The organism is Streptomyces sp. L2, from assembly GCF_004124325.1.
In the GTDB taxonomy this organism is placed as follows: domain Bacteria; phylum Actinomycetota; class Actinomycetes; order Streptomycetales; family Streptomycetaceae; genus Streptomyces.
In genome coordinates, this window is record NZ_QBDT01000001.1 from 7,494,540 (window position 1) to 7,511,827 (window position 17,288).

Annotated in this window: 14 protein-coding genes; 12 read left to right on the forward strand and 2 right to left on the reverse strand. The window is 73.3% G+C overall.

Annotation, left to right across the window (positions count from 1 at the left end; translation table 11 throughout):
- The first annotated feature begins 205 nt into the window (after window positions 1-205).
- Complete coding sequence (locus tag DBP14_RS33530; RefSeq protein ID WP_129311382.1) at window positions 206-1,048, forward strand: chitosanase; 843 nt, start codon at window positions 206-208, stop codon at window positions 1,046-1,048.
- Between the two features lies 1 nt (window position 1,049).
- Here DBP14_RS33530 and DBP14_RS33535 read toward each other — a convergent pair whose 3' ends face one another.
- Window positions 1,050-1,736, reverse strand: coding sequence for a DUF4328 domain-containing protein (locus tag DBP14_RS33535; RefSeq protein WP_129311383.1), 687 nt, complete (start codon window positions 1,734-1,736; stop codon window positions 1,050-1,052).
- A gap of 111 nt (window positions 1,737-1,847) precedes the next feature.
- Here DBP14_RS33535 and pgm point away from each other — a divergent pair, with 111 nt between their 5' ends.
- Window positions 1,848-3,488 (forward strand): phosphoglucomutase (alpha-D-glucose-1,6-bisphosphate-dependent), encoded by a 1,641-nt coding sequence (gene pgm, locus DBP14_RS33540; RefSeq protein WP_129311384.1) that lies wholly within the window; start codon window positions 1,848-1,850, stop codon window positions 3,486-3,488.
- Between the two features lie 103 nt (window positions 3,489-3,591).
- On the opposite strand, the gene DBP14_RS33545 is transcribed toward pgm, so the two are convergent.
- The gene (locus DBP14_RS33545) at window positions 3,592-4,533 is read right to left on the reverse strand and encodes an SGNH/GDSL hydrolase family protein (protein ID WP_129311385.1); all 942 of its coding nucleotides are present in this window, start codon (window positions 4,531-4,533) and stop codon (window positions 3,592-3,594) included.
- A gap of 466 nt (window positions 4,534-4,999) precedes the next feature.
- Between DBP14_RS33545 and DBP14_RS33550 the strand changes: the two genes are divergently transcribed.
- The 10 genes from DBP14_RS33550 to DBP14_RS33595 all read left to right on the forward strand — a co-directional run bounded on the left by DBP14_RS33550 (window position 5,000) and on the right by DBP14_RS33595 (window position 17,243).
- Window positions 5,000-5,524, forward strand: coding sequence for a hypothetical protein (locus tag DBP14_RS33550; protein WP_129311386.1), 525 nt, complete (start codon window positions 5,000-5,002; stop codon window positions 5,522-5,524).
- Window positions 5,525-5,924: 400 nt separating this feature from the next.
- Entirely contained in the window at window positions 5,925-8,063 is a 2,139-nt protein-coding gene (locus DBP14_RS33555; protein WP_129311387.1) for a hypothetical protein, read from the forward strand.
- A gap of 90 nt (window positions 8,064-8,153) precedes the next feature.
- Window positions 8,154-9,659 (forward strand): GT4 family glycosyltransferase PelF, encoded by a 1,506-nt coding sequence (gene pelF, locus DBP14_RS33560; protein WP_129311388.1) that lies wholly within the window; start codon window positions 8,154-8,156, stop codon window positions 9,657-9,659.
- A complete protein-coding gene (locus DBP14_RS33565) occupies window positions 9,656-11,059 on the forward strand; it encodes a hypothetical protein (RefSeq protein ID WP_129311389.1) in 1,404 nt (467 codons plus the stop codon). Before pelF ends, DBP14_RS33565 begins: the two co-directional genes overlap by 4 nt.
- 47 nt (window positions 11,060-11,106) lie before the next feature.
- A complete protein-coding gene (locus tag DBP14_RS33570) occupies window positions 11,107-12,108 on the forward strand; it encodes a GDP-mannose 4,6-dehydratase (RefSeq protein WP_129311390.1) in 1,002 nt (333 codons plus the stop codon).
- 49 nt (window positions 12,109-12,157) lie between these two features.
- Window positions 12,158-12,871: a sugar phosphate nucleotidyltransferase gene (locus DBP14_RS33575; protein WP_129311391.1), complete on the forward strand. Its 714-nt coding sequence runs from the start codon at window positions 12,158-12,160 to the stop codon at window positions 12,869-12,871.
- 7 nt (window positions 12,872-12,878) lie between these two features.
- Entirely contained in the window at window positions 12,879-13,784 is a 906-nt protein-coding gene (locus DBP14_RS33580; RefSeq protein WP_129311392.1) for an NAD(P)-dependent oxidoreductase, read from the forward strand.
- A complete protein-coding gene (locus tag DBP14_RS33585; RefSeq protein WP_129311393.1) occupies window positions 13,781-14,431 on the forward strand; it encodes a spherulation-specific family 4 protein in 651 nt (216 codons plus the stop codon). The genes DBP14_RS33580 and DBP14_RS33585 overlap by 4 nt, the downstream gene beginning before the upstream one ends.
- Window positions 14,432-14,498: 67 nt before the next feature.
- A complete protein-coding gene (locus DBP14_RS33590; protein WP_129311394.1) occupies window positions 14,499-15,140 on the forward strand; it encodes a 1,4-alpha-glucan branching protein in 642 nt (213 codons plus the stop codon).
- Window positions 15,141-15,386: 246 nt separating this feature from the next.
- A complete protein-coding gene (locus tag DBP14_RS33595) occupies window positions 15,387-17,243 on the forward strand; it encodes a M1 family aminopeptidase (RefSeq protein ID WP_129311395.1) in 1,857 nt (618 codons plus the stop codon).
- The last annotated feature ends 45 nt before the right edge of the window (window positions 17,244-17,288 follow it).

Here is a 17,288-nt window from a genome sequence, read left to right on the forward strand (position 1 = left end):
CTGCGTTACCAGGATTGGTAAGTCCAACCGCTGCCCCGCATGGCATTGAGCGGTGCGGCTTCTGAATCGGGCTCGTCGGATCCTACGAACCTGCGGCACGCGGGTTATCGACGCCCTGCACTTCTGATAGGAAACTTTCCTACTAGTCGATGCAGTCCACGACTCTTCGGTAACCTCCCACCCCCCACCCCCACTTGGAGTCCCTGTGGTGCAGATACGCCGCGACGCGGCCGCCCCCTCCCGCATCTCCCGCCGCAGCGCCGTCGCGCTGCTCGGGGCCGCCGCCACCGGCGCCGTGATCGGCGTCTGGCACGGCGGCGGCTCGGCGTCCGCGGCCGCGCCGGGCCTGGACGACCCGGCGAAGAAGGAGATCGCCATGAAGCTGGTGTCGAGCGCGGAGAACTCCTCGCTCGACTGGAAGGCCCAGTACAAGTACATCGAGGACATCGGCGACGGACGCGGCTACACCGCCGGCATCATCGGCTTCTGCTCCGGCACCGGCGACATGCTCGAACTCGTCCAGCGTTACACCGACCGCAAGCCCGGCAACGTCCTCGCGAAGTACCTGCCCGCCCTGCGCCGGGTCAACGGCAGCGACTCGCACGACGGCCTCGACCCGGACTTCCCCCGGGACTGGCGCAAGGCCGCCCAGGACAGCGCGTTCCAGCAGGCGCAGAACGACGAGCGCGACCGCGTCTACTTCAACCCCGCGGTCAAGCAGGGCAAGGCGGACGGGCTGCGCGCCCTCGGCCAGTTCGCCTACTACGACGCCATCGTCATGCACGGCGACGGCGACGACCCCACCAGCTTCGGCAGCATCCGCAAGCGGGCCCTGCGCCACGCCAAGCCCCCGGCCCAGGGCGGCGACGAGACGACATACCTGGGCGCCTTCCTGGACGCCCGCGTATGGGCCATGAAGCAGGAGGAGGCCCACAGCGACACCAGCAGGGTCGACACCGAGCAACGCGTCTTCCTGCGCAAGGGCAACCTCGACCTGAACACCCCCCTCGACTGGAAGGTCTACGGCGACCCGTACCACATCGGCTGAATCAGAGATGCCGCGGCCGCTCCGCGGGGCACGGCACCACCATCGGCGCCACGCCGTGCCCCCCGGCCGTCTGCCGGACCGTCAACCGCTGGACCACGACGATCGCCAGGGCCCCGGCGGCGAGTTCCAGCGCCTCCACGACAACGAGGAGCACCAGCGACGTCCCCAGGGACGCCACCGCCCCGACCAGCACGTGCCCCACCCAGGCCGCCCACCAGACGTTGACCAGGGCGACGTCGCGCCTGAGCTGCTCCGGGGTCCCGGACCCGCTCGCGCGGTGAACTTCCAGCACGAGGCGGCGCGGGGCCCAGAAGTTCGCCACGGGGACCAGCCAGGACCACACCGCCCACGCGGTGGAGCTCCGCACGGCGCCCGGGGACAGCCGCTCCGCCGTCCGCCGCAGCCGGACGAACCAGACCAGGAACAGCACGATCGCCAGCGTCATCACGTCCACGAAGACCATCGACGCCCGCCCCGACGACCGTAGGGACGCCGCGTCGGGGTGAAGCCGGTGCGCCCGCAGCGCCACCGCCCGGAACACGTCGGTCACCGCCGCGGCGGCCACGGCGGCCTGGGCGCAACGGGCCAGGGCCCAGGGGGACTTGGGAGCGGTGTCGGGCGCGGGAACCTGCTTGTCGACGGGCGGGGACGCCGGAGCGGGGGAAGGACGACGGGCGAAGCGGATCATAGGACGAGCGGTCGGCGGTGCGGCCCCAGCGGTGCGCACTCGCGCCTCAAGTCCCCGGCCAGGAAGATGGGCGGCGAGCGTTCGATCACACCGATGCGGAGGAACGGACTCATGCCGCAGGAGCGAGCGGGCCGCCCGGCCGGTCCCGAGGACCTTGTCGACGTGGCCCGGCTGGTCACCGCGTACTACGCGCTGCACCCCGACCCGGCCGACCCCGCCCAGCGGGTGGCGTTCGGCACCTCGGGACACCGCGGGTCGTCCCTGGCGAGTGCCTTCAACGAGGACCACATCGCCGCCACCAGCCAGGCCATCTGCGAGTACCGCGCCGCACAGGGCACCGACGGCCCCCTCTTCCTGGGCGCCGACACCCACGCCCTGTCGGAGCCCGCGAAGGTCACCGCACTGGAGGTGTTCGCGGCCAACGACGTCACCGTGCTCGTCGACAGCGCCGACGGCTACACGCCCACGCCCGCCGTCTCGCACGCCATCCTGACCCACAACGCGGGCCGCACCATGGGCCTCGCCGACGGCGTCGTCGTCACGCCCTCGCACAATCCGCCCGCCGACGGCGGTTTCAAGTACAACCCGCCGAGCGGTGGCCCGGCCGCCTCCGACGCCACCGCCTGGATCCAGGACCGCGCCAACCAGATCATCACCGGCGGCCTGAAGGACGTCCGGCGCGTGCCGTACGCACGCGCGCTCGCCGCGCCCACCACCGGGCGGTACGACTTCCTCGGCACCTACGTCGGCGACCTGCCGAGCGTCCTGGAGCTCGACGCCGTCCGCGCCGCGGGCCTGCGCATCGGCGCCGACCCGCTCGGCGGCGCCTCCGTCGCTTACTGGGGCCGCATCGCCGAGCAGCACTGCCTCGACCTGACCGTGGTCAACCCGTACACCGACCCCACCTGGCGGTTCATGACGCTGGACTGGGACGGCAAGATCCGCATGGACTGCTCCTCGCCGTACGCGATGGCCTCCCTCATCGAGCAGCGCGACCGCTTCCGCATCGCCACCGGCAACGACGCCGACGCCGACCGGCACGGCATCGTCACCCCGGACGCCGGCCTGATGAACCCCAACCACTACCTCGCGGTGGCCATCTCCTACCTGTACCGGCACCGCGAGCGGTGGCCGGCCGGCGCCGGCGTCGGCAAGACCCTCGTCTCCTCCTCGATGATCGACCGGGTCGCCGCCGACCTCGGCCGCCGGCTCGTCGAGGTCCCCGTCGGGTTCAAGTGGTTCGTGGACGGACTCGCCGACGGCGCCCTAGGGTTCGGCGGCGAGGAGTCGGCCGGCGCCTCCTTCCTGCGCCGGGACGGCTCGGTGTGGACCACCGACAAGGACGGCATCATCCTGGCCCTGCTCGCTTCCGAGATCACGGCCGTCACCGGCAGGACACCGTCCGAGCACTACGCCGGCCTGACCGCCCGCTTCGGCGAGCCCGCCTACGCCCGCGTCGACGCACCCGCCACCCGCGAACAGAAGGCACTGCTGGCGAAGTTGTCCCCGGCCCAGGTCACCGCCGACACCCTGGCGGGCGAGGCGGTCACCTCCGTCCTCACCGAGGCACCCGGCAACGGCGCCGCGCTCGGCGGCATCAAGGTCAGCACCGCCAACGCCTGGTTCGCGGCGCGCCCTTCGGGCACCGAGGACGTCTACAAGGTGTACGCGGAGTCCTTCCTCGGCCCGGACCACCTGGCCCGGGTGCAGGAGGAGGCCAAGGCCGTCGTCCTGGCCGCGCTGGGCGACTGACGGCGCCGCGGCGGTCCGGGCGTGCGCAGGCCGCACGGGCCGCCCTTCCGGACGGTCCGGGCCGGCGACGCCCGAGCCGGCCGCCCCGGCGCCGCCGTACCGATCAGCGGCGGTGGCCGCGGCCGTGTGCCGGCCGGTCCAGGACAGCCCGCGCCATCGCCTGCTCCCCCTTGGCGTTGGGATGCGCCGGAGCCGCCGGGGAGGCCGGCTGCAGCGGTTCGATCCAGCGGTCGGCGGGCGCCTTGCACATGTCGTGGCCGACGGTCGGACCGTAGGTGTCGACGTACTCGGCCCGGTTGAGGCCCGCGACCAGGCGCAGCATCAGGTTCAGCCGCTTCTCGGTGTCCCTGAGGTAGGGGAAGTCGCCCTGGGCGAACGGCACCGACGGGAAGCAGCCGTGACCGTCGTCCGGGAGCAGGTCCGGGTAGCCGACGACGAGGACGCGCGCGTGCGGCGCCCGGGCGCGCACCGCCCGCAGGACCGCGGCCACCTTGGGTGCCGTCTTCAGGACGGCGAGCGTCAGCGCGTCGTAGCCTGAGGCGTTGTACGACCGCTCGCACGGGTCGCCCGCCGGGTCCTGCGCGGCGAGCTTCGCGCAGGTGCCGATGATGGTGCCGAACCCGATGTCGTTGCCGCCGATCTGGAGCGTCACCAGGTCGGTGTTCCGGCGCACCGCGTCGAGCTGGGGCCCGTTGTCTCCTTGCGCCTTCCACATCTCGGCGGTCGTGGCGCCGCCGCAGCTGACGTCCTTGAACGCGCCGAACCCGGGCCCGGCCGCCAGCAGCGAGGGGTAGTTGTGGTCGGAGCGGACGCACCCGGCGTCCACCTGGCGCGGGATGCCGGGACCCGAGGTGTAGGAGTCCCCGAGCGCGACGTACGACAAGGCGCGGCCGTGGCCGTGGCCGTGTCCTTGCCCGTGTCCGGAGTGCGCGGCGGCCGGTGTCGTGGACGCGGCCACCAGGGCGCAGCCGCCCAGCGCGGCCCCCAGCGCGGCGGCCCGCCGCCGGCCTCTCGCCCCGCTCCCCGCCTGCGTGCCGTCACCCATCGCATCCTCCCCCGGAGGCCGCTCCGTCGCACGGAACCGGCCACCGAGGGGTGGTCCCGCGCGTTCGACCGGTTCTGTATACCGCCCGGTAGGTCCCGTGGGCCAGAAGCGGGAGCGAAACATCTTCACCGGCCGTGACCCCACGGCCTCCAGGTGTTCCGTCGCGGAACCCGGCCGGAAATACGGCAGTTGGCCGAGAATCCTGCCGTCGGGCAAGCGGTGGCCCGTATTCCGCCCCTCCGGGCAGGTATGGTCCTCGCCAATTGCCTTTTCGGGCACCGGAGTTCGGCCGGGCACGGAAGGCTTCCGGCCCCCTGGCCCGTGGCGTGCGCATATGCGGCCCGCAAGGGACCCTCACAGGTCCTTCGCATGGACTTCACGGTACGCGCACTTTCGGCCGACTCCGGCGCGGACCGCAACCGGCGGGGCAGACGGGGCCGTCGCGCCCTGCCTAGCCTCCCGGGCCATGCGATCACCTCTGCTGAGACGTCTCGGTCTCACCGCCGTCCTCGCCCTCGCCCTGGCCCTGTTCGGCCTGGCCCCCGCCGCCAGCGCCGACCCCGCGCCGGCCGGTCTGACCTTCACCACGAGCAGCGCCACCACCACGCCCGGTGGCTCGGTGAACCTGTCGATGACCATCACCAACAACAAGACCTACGACATCTGGTTCGTGTACCAGACCATCGACCCGACCTGGCTCACCACCCAGCGCCCGGACCTGAAGTACAGCTTCACCGGCTGCAGCCTGGCCGCGGCCGCCGGCAGCACCCCCTGCACCGGGACCGGCCCCACCAACCTGGGCGGCGACTACGGCGCCACCATCCCGCCCGGCCAGAGCCGCACCGTCACCCTGACGCTGCAGATCGCCGCCGACTCCGGCTGCAACGGCGACATCGGCTTCTACTCGTACTACTACGCCGAGTTCAGCGACAGCACGAACACCAGCGGCGGGCCCGTCTACACGCCCGAGACCCGCGTTCTGTGCGCCTGACCGGCGCCTGGGACCCCGTGCCGGCGGTGACCTGAAACACCCCTCAGGACACGTCCCCGCGTGGTCTGTACCACCGGCACTCCGCCCGGCGGGCCCCAGGGTCCGCCGGTGCGCCGTACCCGGCCCGGACCAGCGGACCAGCACTGTCCGCCCACCTGCCGCACCGGCGAGGGGACGACGGAAAAACGCCCGAACCGGTTCCCACGGGACCGATTTCGTCACCTGCACTTTTCCGTCAGGTTTCTCAACTCGCCCACGAAAGCTCCACACGGACATCACCATGTGACGCGACGGATGCGTCGACGACCGGCCTCTGAGGGGGACGCCGGCGTCACGCGAGGGGGTGCGTCCGCTCCATGCGAGCCGTACTCACCCCTGCCCGGGGAGGGGACTTCACCGCATGAAGCGGACCATTCGCACCACCGCCCTGACGGTGGGCGCGCTCATCGCCGCGCTCGGACTGCAGGCCGGACCGGCCCATGCCGAGATCACGGCACCGCGTATCGACCTCAGAGTCCTGCTGGTGAGCGACGGCGGCCCGGCCACCGACGCCATCGCCGCCGAACTCGACACGGCCGGAACGCCGTACACGAAGGTCGACCTGACACAGGCCGGCCGGCCCACCATCGACGCCGCCTTCCTCGCGGACACCGTGGACGGCCGGCCCCGCGCCAAGTACCAGGCCGTCGTCCTGCCCAACGACAACCCGTTCGCGGCCGGTTCGGCCGAGATGACCGCCCTCGCCGACTACGAGCGGTCCTACGCGGTCCCGCAGGTCGACGCCTACACCTACGCCCGCCCCGAGGCCGGACTGCAGTACCCGGTGTACGGCGGCTACTCGGGCAGCCTCGACGGCGTCCAGGCCCAGGTCACCGCCGCCGGCGAGGCGGGCCCCTTCGGCTATCTGAAGGGCGCCGTCCCGTTCGAGGACAACTCGCCGACCGTGGGGGAGAGTTACGCCTATCTGTCGACGTCCGTCGCCGGCGCCGACTTCACTCCGTACGTGCAGGCCCCCATCCCGGGCACCACCAAGCAGGGCTCCCTGGTCGGCGAGTACCGGCACGACGGGCGGCGCGAACTCGTCGTCACCTTCGTCTACAACCAGTACCAGGAGCAGTTCCGGCTGCTCTCCCGCGGCATCGTCGAGTGGATGACCGGCGGCGTGCACCTCGGCGCCGCCCGCAACTACTTCGCCGTCCACGTCGACGACGTCTTCGCCGCCGACGACCGCTGGGACACCAAGCTCAACTGCACGCCCGGCGACGTCGACTGCACCAACGACGAGGGCACGCCCAGCCCGATCCGGATGACCCCCGCCGACGTCGACCACGCCACCGCCTGGCAGAGCAGCCACCACTTCACCCTCGACCTCGTCTACAACGGCGCGGGCAGTGTCGACCAGCGCTCCGACAACAACGGCGTCGATCAGCTCGCCGACAAACTCGTCGCCGACCGCAACCAGTTCCGCTGGGTCAACCACACCTACACGCACGCGTTCCTCGGGTGCGAGCAGAACACCACCGTCGTGCCCTGGACCTGCGAGACCAATCCCGACGGCAGCACCAAGTGGGTCAGCCGTAGCGCCATCGACAACGAGATCGCCACCAACCGCGTCTGGGGCCACCTCAACGGGCTGCCGCTGGACGACGACGAACTGGTCACCGGCGAGCACTCCGGACTGAAGATCCTCCCGCAGCAGCCCCAGGACAACCCGAACCTGGCTCCCGCCCTCGCCGACAACGGCGTCAAGTGGCTCGCCTCGGACAACTCCCGCGACCCCGAACAGCGCGTCGTCGGCCCCGCCACCACCGTCTCCCGCTACCCCATGAACGTCTTCTACAACGCGGGCACGGCGAGCGAGGAGGCCGACGAGTACAACTGGATCTACACCAGCCGCGCCCAGGGCGGCAGCGGCATCTGCGAGGACAACCCGGCCACCACCACCTGCCTGCCGGCCCCGCTGGACACCAGCACCGGCTACCAGGACTACATCGTGCCGCTGGAGACCCGCATCGACCTCGGCCACGTCCTGGCCAACGACCCCAAGCCGCACTTCATCCACCAGTCCAACCTCACCGAGGGCCGCCTCGCCTACCCGGTGCTCGACGGCGTCCTCGACGGCTACGACGCCCTGTTCACCGACAGCACCCCCCTGGTCAACCTGCGGATGAAGGACATCGGCACCGAACTGCAGCGCCGCGCCACCTGGCGCACCGCCGTACAGAACGGACAGGTCACCGCCTACCGCATCGGCGCCACCGTGACCGTCCAGGCACCGTCCGGCATCGCCGCCACCGCCACCATGCCCAGCGGCACCACCCAGTCCGGGCACGCCTTCGGCACCGCCTACGCCGGCGCGACGTCCGGCTGGACCACCACCACGGGCGGCACGCTCACCCTGACCCTGCCGTCCACCGCCGCCGCCACGGCCCCGTCCGCGACCGCGCACCGCAAGGCCCCCGCGGCCACCCGGCCCGCGCCGCACGCCAAGGTCCCCGCCGGCGTGACCGAGCAGGTGCCGTACACGCCGGACAACTGACCGGCGCCCAGCCGCAGTTCCGGCCGCCCCGGCGGCGGCCGGAACCGGCATGGGCACGACCACCCCACACCTCGGCCGTGGAGCACAGCCATGCACGTTCACCACGGCGCACGCCGCCCCGGCGCGGCGCGCGTCACCCTGCTCACCGAAGGCACCTACCCGCACAGCCACGGCGGCGTCAGCGTCTGGTGCGACCAGCTCGTCCAGGGCATGCCCGACCTCGACTTCGACGTCGTCGCCGTCACCGGCACCGGACACGAACCCGTCGTCTGGGACCTGCCCGGCCACGTCCGGACCGTGAACTCCGTCCCCATGTGGGGCGCCCCGCCCGAGGGGCAGCCGGCCAGGGGCCGCGCACAGCGGCGGCTCACCACCGCCTACGAGCGCTTCCTGACCGCACTCCTCGACCCGGGCGCCGAGGACGGCTTCGCACCCGCCCTGTACGCCCTGGCGCGGGCCGCCGCCGACGGCACGCTGAGCCCGTTCCTGCGCGGCGACCGCGCCGTGGCGGTCCTCGCCGCGGTGTGGACCCGCCCCGGGCTCGCCGTCCGTGAGGCCCGGCCCACCCTGCACGACGCGGTCACCGCGACCGCCCTGCTCGAACACGCCCTGCGCCCGCTGGCCGCACCCCCGCCCCGGGACGGGGTCGCGCACGCGGTCAGCGGCGGAGTCGCCGTCCTGCCGGGGCTGGCCGCACTCGACCGCCACGGCGTCCCGCTGCTCCTCACCGAGCACGGCGTCTACCTGCGCGAGCGCTACCTCGGCTACCGCACCGCGCCCTACCGCTGGCCGGTGAAGGCCGTCGTCCTCGGCTTCTTCCGGCTGCTCGCCGAGGAGAGCTACCGCCGGGCCGCGCTGATCACCCCGGGCAACCGCTACAACCGGCTGTGGGAGGAACAGGGCGGCGCCGACCCGCTGTCCATCCGCACCGTCTACAACGGCGTCGATCCCGCCGCGTTCCCGCCCGCCGGTCCCGAACCCGACGCGCCCACCCTCAGCTGGGCCGGCCGCGTCGACCCCATCAAGGACCTGGAGACCCTGATCCGCGCCTTCTCCCTCGTCCGCGCCCGCATGCCCGCCGCCCGGCTGCGCCTCTTCGGCGGCACACCCCGGGGCGGCGAGGCCTACCGGGAACGCTGCGAGGCCCTCGCCGCCGAACTCGGCCACGCCGACGCCGTCACCTTCGAGGGCCGGGTCGACGACATCAAGGACGCCTACGCCGCCGGCAACGTCGTGATGCTCTCCAGCATCAGCGAGGGTTTCCCGTTCACGCTCATCGAGGCGATGTCCTGCGGCCGGGCGACCGTCTCGACCGACGTCGGAGGCGTCCGCGAGGCCGTCGGCGACACCGGGCTCGTCGTCCCGCCGCGCGACCCGGCCGCGATGGCCGAGGCCGCACTCGCACTCCTCGGCGACCCGGCCCGCCGCACCGCGACGGGGGAGGCGGCCCGGCTGCGCGTGATCGAGCAGTTCACCCTGCGTCAGACCATCGACACCTTCCGCTCCATCTACCTCGAACTGCCCGGCCGCACCAGGCCGTCGGCGGACGCGGAGCCGCGGCGGGCCGTCGCCGGCGCGGGGAGCATGGCCGGATGAGCGGACCCATGGCGCTCGAACCGGGCGGAACGGAACACGACACCCTGGCCCTCCGCCTCGCGACCCCACCCGTCCGCGGCCCCCGGTCCGACCAGCACACCCTCGCCCTCCGCCTGCCCGGCACCGGACCGGCCGAGGACGCCGTCAACACCCTGGCCGCCGAACTCGCCGACCGTATCGGCCCCGCCGTCCACCCCTACGAGGTCGCCGCCCTCCTGGAGGCCGACGGGCTGTCCGCCGAGGTCATCCAGGAGCGGTACGGCCACCCCGACCTCTTCTCCCTCGCCACGGCCCTGTACGAGCGCGTCCCCCGGACCTTCCCGGAACCCGCGCCCGTCGCCGACCCCTGGCGCCCCGACCACCTCCGCTGCCTGCTGCGCGGCCTGCTGTTCGCCCTGCCCGGCCTCGCCTACCCGCTCACCGCACCCCTGTGGCACCCCGGCCGCCACCTCACCGGCCTGATCACGGCCGCGATCGTCTCCTGGGCCTGGGGACAGGCCCTCGGCCACCGCGCCCACCTGCGGATGACGGCCGGCCGCCGGGCGGCCGCCCGCACCCTCCTGACCGGCGCACCCCTGGGCGCGGCCCTCGCCACGGCAGCCGCCGCCGTCACCGGCGGCCCCGGCACGGTCACCCTCGCGGCGGCCGTCCAGTCCGTCTACCTGGCGGCGGCCGGCATCCTGCTCGTCCTCGCCCGCGAACGGCCGCTGCTCGCCGCGCTCACCCCACTCGTCGCGGGCGCCGCACCGCTGCCCTGGTGGGACCCCGGCCCCGCCCTGCGCGCGGCCTCCGCCCTGCTCGCCCTCCTGGCCACCCTCGCCGTCACCGGTCACGCGCTGCGCGGCGCCCTCGCCGGCCCGGCCGAATCCGCCGCTCCCCGGCCCCCTGCGCTGCGCTCTCTGCCGTACGGGCTGTTCGGGCTGGCCGCCGCGGTCCTGGTGCTGCTGGAGGGAAGCCGGGCGCCGTACGCCGTGATCGTGCTGACCGTCAGCATGGGACCGGCCGAATGGCTGCTCTACCGCTACCGCGGCCTGTCCGTCGCCGCGCTCCGCGCCACCGCCACCCCCCGCGGATTCCTGCTCCGCTCCGCCGCCGTCCTCGGCGCGTGCCTGCTCGCCTACCTCCTACCGCTGCTGCCGGCCGCGCTCCTCACCGGCGCCGACCCGGCCACGCTGCTGCCACTCGCCGCGACCCTGTGGACCGCCCTGCTCCTGCAGGCGTTCGGCACGGCCTGGCCGCCCGCCGCGATCTGCCTGACCGCGGCGGCCGGCGCCGGCGCCGCCCAGCTGCTGCGTCTACCACCGGGACCGGCCGCCCTGCCGCTGTGCTGCGGCGCCGCGGCCCTCTGCCTGGCGGCCTGCGTACCCGCGCTCCTCGGCCGGCCCGCCCGGCACGCCTGACACCGACACCGCACCCATCCGACCAACCGACCGGAAGGACAATCGAGTTGACCTCCGCACCGCTCGCCGCCGTCACCGGAGCCGAGGGCTTCATCGGCTCCCACCTCACCGAAGCCCTCGTCGCCTCCGGACACCGGGTCCGGGCCATGGCCCAGTACAACTCCTTCTCCTCCTACGGCTGGCTGGAGACCCTCGCCCCGGACGTCCTCGACCACGTGGAGATCGTCCTCGGCGACGTCCGCGACCCCGGCTCGGTCCGCGGCCTCCTCGACGGCGCCGACGTCGCCTACCACCTGGCCGCCCTGATCGCCATCCCGTACTCCTACCGGGCCCCGCACAGTTACGTCGAGACCAACGTCACCGGCACCCTCAACGTGCTGGAGGCCGTCCGCGCCCTCGGCACGCCGCGCCTGGTGCACACCTCCACCAGCGAGACCTACGGCACCGCCCGGACCGTACCCATCACCGAGGACCACCCGATCAACACCCAGTCGCCGTACGCCGCCTCGAAGGCCGGCGGGGACCGGCTCGCCGACAGCTACCACGCCAGCTTCGACACCCCCGTGGTGACCCTCAGACCCTTCAACACCTTCGGACCACGCCAGTCGATGCGCGCGGTCATCCCCACCGTCATCGGCCAGGTCGCGGCGGGGGAGCGCACCCTCACCCTCGGCGACCTGCGCCCCACCCGCGACTTCAGCTACGTGAAGGACACCGCGCAGGCGTTCCTCGCCGTCGGCACCGCGCCCGCCGCCGACGTCGTCGGACGCACCTTCAACGCCGGCACCGGCGGCGAGATCTCCGTCGGCGACCTCGTCGCCCTGATCGGCAAGGTGATGAACACCCCGCTCGACGTCCGCGAGGACCCCGCACGCGTCCGCCCCGCCGCCTCCGAGGTGATGCGGCTCGTCGCCGACGCCACCCGCCTCACCGAGGCCACCGGCTGGCAGCCCGCCCACACCCTGGAGCAGGGCCTCGCGCACACCGTGGAGTTCTTCCGCGACCCCGCCAACCTGGCCCGCTACAAGACCGGCATCTACAACATCTGACCCGTCCGGCACGTCACCGAGTTCCCCCACACCGACCTAGGAGGAAACCGTGCACGCAGTGATCCTGGCGGGAGGCAAGGGTGTCCGGCTGCGGCCCTACACCACCGCCCTGCCCAAGCCGCTCGTCCCCATCGGCGACCAGCACGCCATCCTGGAGATCGTGCTGCGCCAGCTCTCCGCCGCGGGCTTCACCCGCTGCACCATCGCCATAGGGCACCTCGGCGAGATCATCCGCGCCTACGTCGGCGACGGCTCCCAGTGGGGCATGACCGTCGACTACGCCACCGAGGACAACCCCCTCGGCACCCTGGGCCCGCTGCTCAGCCTCCGCGAGAGACTGCCCGAGACGTTCCTGGTGATGAACGGCGACGTGCTCACCGACCTCGACTACGCCGACGTCCTGCGCCGGCACCGCGACTCCGCGGCGCCGCTCACCATCGCCACGTACGCCCGCAAGGTGCACATCGACTTCGGGGTGCTCACCACGGCCGCCAGCAAGGTCGTCGCCTTCACCGAGAAGCCCAGCATGGACTACCGCGTCTCCATGGGTGTCTACGGCCTCAGCCGTGCCACCCTCGACGGCTACACCCCGGGCCTGCCGCTCGGCTTCGACGAACTGGTCCTCGACCTGCTGCGCACCCAGAACCCGCCGCACGCCTACGAGTTCGACGGGTACTGGCTGGACATCGGCCGCCCCGACGACTACGACCGGGCGAACGCCGAGTTCACCAGCCGCAAGTCCCTCCTGCTCAAGGGAGCCTGAGAACCGCATGCGCATTCTCGTCCTCGGCGGCACCGGGTACCTGGGCCGTCATGTGACGCGGCGGCTGCGCGCCCTGCGGGGCGCGCAGATCCTCGCCGCCGGCCGCCGCGGCCACGACGGGTTCCGCGCCGACCTCGCCACGGACCCGCCCGAGCAGCTCGCCAAGGTCCTTGCGGCGGCCGCCCCCGACGCCGTGGTCAACTGCGCGGGCGCCACCGGCGGTGACCCTCTGACGCTGGCCGAGGTCAACGCCCGCGGCCCGGCCGCGCTCTGCGCCGCGCTCCGCGAGGCGGCACCGGGCGCCCGGCTGGTCCATCTCGGCTCGGCCGCCGAGTACGGCCCCGGCACCCCGGGCAGCCCGGTCACCGAGGCCGCGCCCGCCTGCCCCGTCACCCCGTACGGCGCCACGAAACTCGCCGGCACCGTCGCCGTGCGCACGTCCGCCCTGGACGGCGTGGTGCTCCGCGTCGGCAACCCGGTCGGCCCCGGCGCGCCCGCCGCGAGCCTGCCCGGCCGGATGGCCGCGCTGCTGCGCACGGCCGACCGGGACCCCGGCGCGGTCCTGCGGCTCGGCGACCTGTCCGCGCACCGCGACTTCGTCGACGTCCGGGACGTGGCCGGCGCGATCGCCCTCGCGGTCACGGCGACCGGCCCGCTGCCGTCCGTCCTCAACATCGGCGGCGGCACGGCTCTTCCGGTGCGGGAGCTGGTGCGGGGCCTGGCCCGCAGGGCCGGCTTCCGGGGCCGGCTGGAGGAGGACGGAGCGGGCTCGGCGCGCTCCGCGCAGGTGTCCTGGCAGTGCTCCGACATCACCGCCGCCGGCCGGGCGCTCGGGTGGCGGCCCGCCCACGGACTCGACGACGCCCTCGACGCGCTGTGGGCGGCGGGCGCGGACGGCGGGCGTACGCCGTGAGCCTGCTGGTCCCGCTGTACGTGCACCCGGCCGAGGACCCGGGCGCCTGGCACCGGCTGATCGGGGCGGCCGACCGCACCTACGCGGTCGTCCTCAACCCCGCGAGCGGGCCGGGCACGGCCCCGGACCCCGCCTTCACGGCGGCCGCCCGGGCCCTGAGGGCGGCCGGGGCCCGTCTGCTGGGCTACGTCGACACCGACTACGGCGTACGGGACCGGGCCGAGATCACCGAGGACGTGCGCCGGCACCAGGAGTGGTACGCGGCCGACGGCTGCTTCCTGGACCGGGTCACCGCCACCGCGGACGGACTGCCCGCCTGCCGCCGGCTGCTGCGGGAGGTGCGGCGGCTCGGCGCCGGAACCGTCGTCCTCAACCCGGGCGTCCATCCGGCACCGGGTTACGTCCGCCTCGCCGACCTGACCGTCACCTTCGAGGGCCACTGGTCGACGTACGTCGCCGCGTTCACCCGGCCGGCCTGGACGGCACGCCACCCGCCCGAGCGGTTCTGCCACCTCGTCTACGGCGTGCCCGAGGCCCTCGTCCCGCTCGCGGTCCGGACCGCCCATGAACGGGGGGCGGCGGTCAGCGGTCCGGTGACGGGGGAACCGCCCAACCCCTGGGCGCGGTTGACGCCGGCACTGGCCTGAGCGGCGCGGACGGTGTGAAAGGCTGCGAGGGCCCGTATCCCGCGCGCCACGGAGGAGCGTCACCGGCATGGCCGTCATCCACCGGACCACCGTCAGCCCGACCAAGCTCGAACTGCTCACGGCCTGGCTGCCCACCCGCCCCTGGTACCGGGGCGGCCCCACCCCGGTCCTGGCGAAGTCCGGCGGGTTCCGGCTGGACGACCCGGAGGGCGAGGTCGGCACCGAGTTCATGGTGGTCACCGACACCTCGGGCCCCGAGCCGACCGCGTACCTGGTGCCGCTCACCTACCGGGGCGCACCGCTGGAGGGCGCCGGACACGCGCTCGTCGGCACCATGGAGCACGGCGTGCTGGGCACCCGCTGGGTCTATGACGGCTGCCACGACCCGGTGCTGGTCACCGAGTCGCTCGCCCTGATCGAGGGCCGCGCCCGGGCCCAGGCGCAGAGCCTCACGGACACCCCGGACCACGACGTCACCCGCGCCTGCACCTGCGGCCCCCTGCCGGCGGCGGTCGCCCCGGCCGCCGCCGACGACGACACGGGCACGCGCGTTCCCCTCCCACAGGCTCTGACCCTCCACGTCCACCGTGTCCTCGACCCGTCCGCGCCCACTCCGCCCGAGGGCGCGCTCGGTCATGCCGCCGGTGTCTGGCAGGGTCAGGACGGCGAGCGGGCACAGGCGGTGTTCATGGTCCTGCGCGGTGCCTGAGCCTCTACTCCCGTAGAAGCGGCGCACCGGCCCCCACTTCCCGCCTCCTCCTGGCATGCCCTGGTCAAATCTGTCAGGCTTTCGGACGGCCGTGCCCCCGACCCCATGGCTCCACAGCCCCTGAGGGCCTGGCCGTACTCACCACCGTGCTCGCGCAATTCCGTTCCCCGGCCGTCCCGGCGCACCCCAGCCGGTCCCGCGGCCATCGAGCAGGCCGGAATCCGGCCGCCGCAGAAGGAGCAGCGTGTGAGACCGATCCCCCACAAGGCGCTCGCCGCGACCGCGTTCACCGTCGTCGCGCTGGCCGCCGCCTCCCTCCCCGTCACCCCGGCAGCGGCCGCGCCGCCGTCCGCCGCCGCTACGTGCACACCGACCCAGGCCGTCGCCAACGGCGGCTTCGAGAGCGGCACCTCACCCTGGAGCCAGACCTCCGGCGTGATCACCGGCGACAGCGGGCAGAGCGCCCACGGCGGCAGCTCCTACGCCTGGCTCGACGGCTACGGCAGGAGCCACACCGACACCCTCTCCCAGAGCGTCACCGTCCCCGCCGGGTGCGACACCGCCACCCTCACCTTCTGGCTGCACGTCGACACCGGCGAGACGACCTCGTCGACCGCCTACGACAAGCTGACCGCGAAGATCGGCGGCACCACGCTGGCGACCTACTCGAACCTCGACGCCGCCGCCGGCTACGTCGAGAAGTCCTTCGACGTGTCCTCCTACGCCGGCCAGACCGTGAACCTCGCCTTCACCGGTGTCGAGGACACCAGCCTGCAGACCAGCTTCGTCCTGGACGACATCGCCCTCGACACCTCCGGCGGCGGTACGACCCCGCCCCCGGCGGACTCCACCCGCACCCCCGCCGCGCCCGCCTACACCGTCAGCCTCAGCAGCGACAGCGCCGGGACCGTCTGGAACGGGCACGAGAGCGCGTCCTTCACCAACGCCTCCGCGAGCCCCCTGAACGAGGTCTACCTGCGGCTGTGGGACAACTACCACGGCAGCTGCTCGGCGATGCCCATCGAGGTCAGTAACGTCACCGGCGGCACGGCCGGCGACCTCTCCGTCGGCTGCACCGCCCTCAGGATCGACCTGCCCGCCCCGCTGGAGCAGGGCCAGAGCACCACCATCGGCTTCGACCTCGGCATCACCGTGCCCAGCGGCGCCGACCGGTTCGGGCACGACGGCGCGTTCGCCTTTATCGGCAACGCCCTGCCCGTCCTCGCCGTCCGCGACGGCGCCGGCTGGCACCTCGACCCCTACACGAACAACGGCGAGTCGTTCTACTCCCTGGCCGCCGACTTCCACGTCACCCTCGACCACCCCAGCTCCCTGCTGGTCCCGGCCACCGGCACCTCCACCGACACCCCCGGCACGAGCGGCCGTACCGTCACCACCGCCACCGCGAGCAAGGTGCGCGACTTCGCCTGGGCCGCCGGACCCTTCAGCAAGATCTCCGGCACCTCGCCCGCCGGCGTCGCGGTGAACGTGTACTCCGTCTCCGGCATCAGCTCCTCCAGCGCCCAGTCGATGCTCAGCACCGCCGAGTCCGCCGTCGACGCCCACGCCGCCCGCTTCGGCGCCTACCCCTACGGCGAACTGGACGCGGTCATCGACAACAACTACTGGTTCGGTGGCATGGAGTACCCCGGCTTCGTCCTCGACCTGGTCAGCACCACCGCGCTCACCCACGAGATCGGCCACCAGTGGTGGTACGGCATCGTCGGCGACGACGAGTACAACAGCCCCTGGCTGGACGAGGCCTTCGCCGACTACTCCACCGACCTGGCCCTGGGCAAGACCGGCGGCAACTGCTGGAACAGCGTCTCCTGGGCCTCCGGCGCCGAGAAGATCACCAACTCGATGGCCTACTGGGACGCCCACTCCTCGCGCTACTCCACCGTGGTCTACGGCTACGGCAAGTGCGCGCTGCACGACCTCAGGCGCCTGATCGGCGACACCGCCATGACCAAGCTGATGAAGGACTACGCCACCGCGCACTGGTACGGCGTCTCGACCACCGCCGAGTTCAAGGCCGCCGCCCAGGCCGCCACCGGCACCGACCTCACCTCCTTCTGGACCCAGCACCGCATCGACGGCTGACCGGTCCCGCGCGGACCGTCACGGGCGGTGCCCTCCCGGGCACCG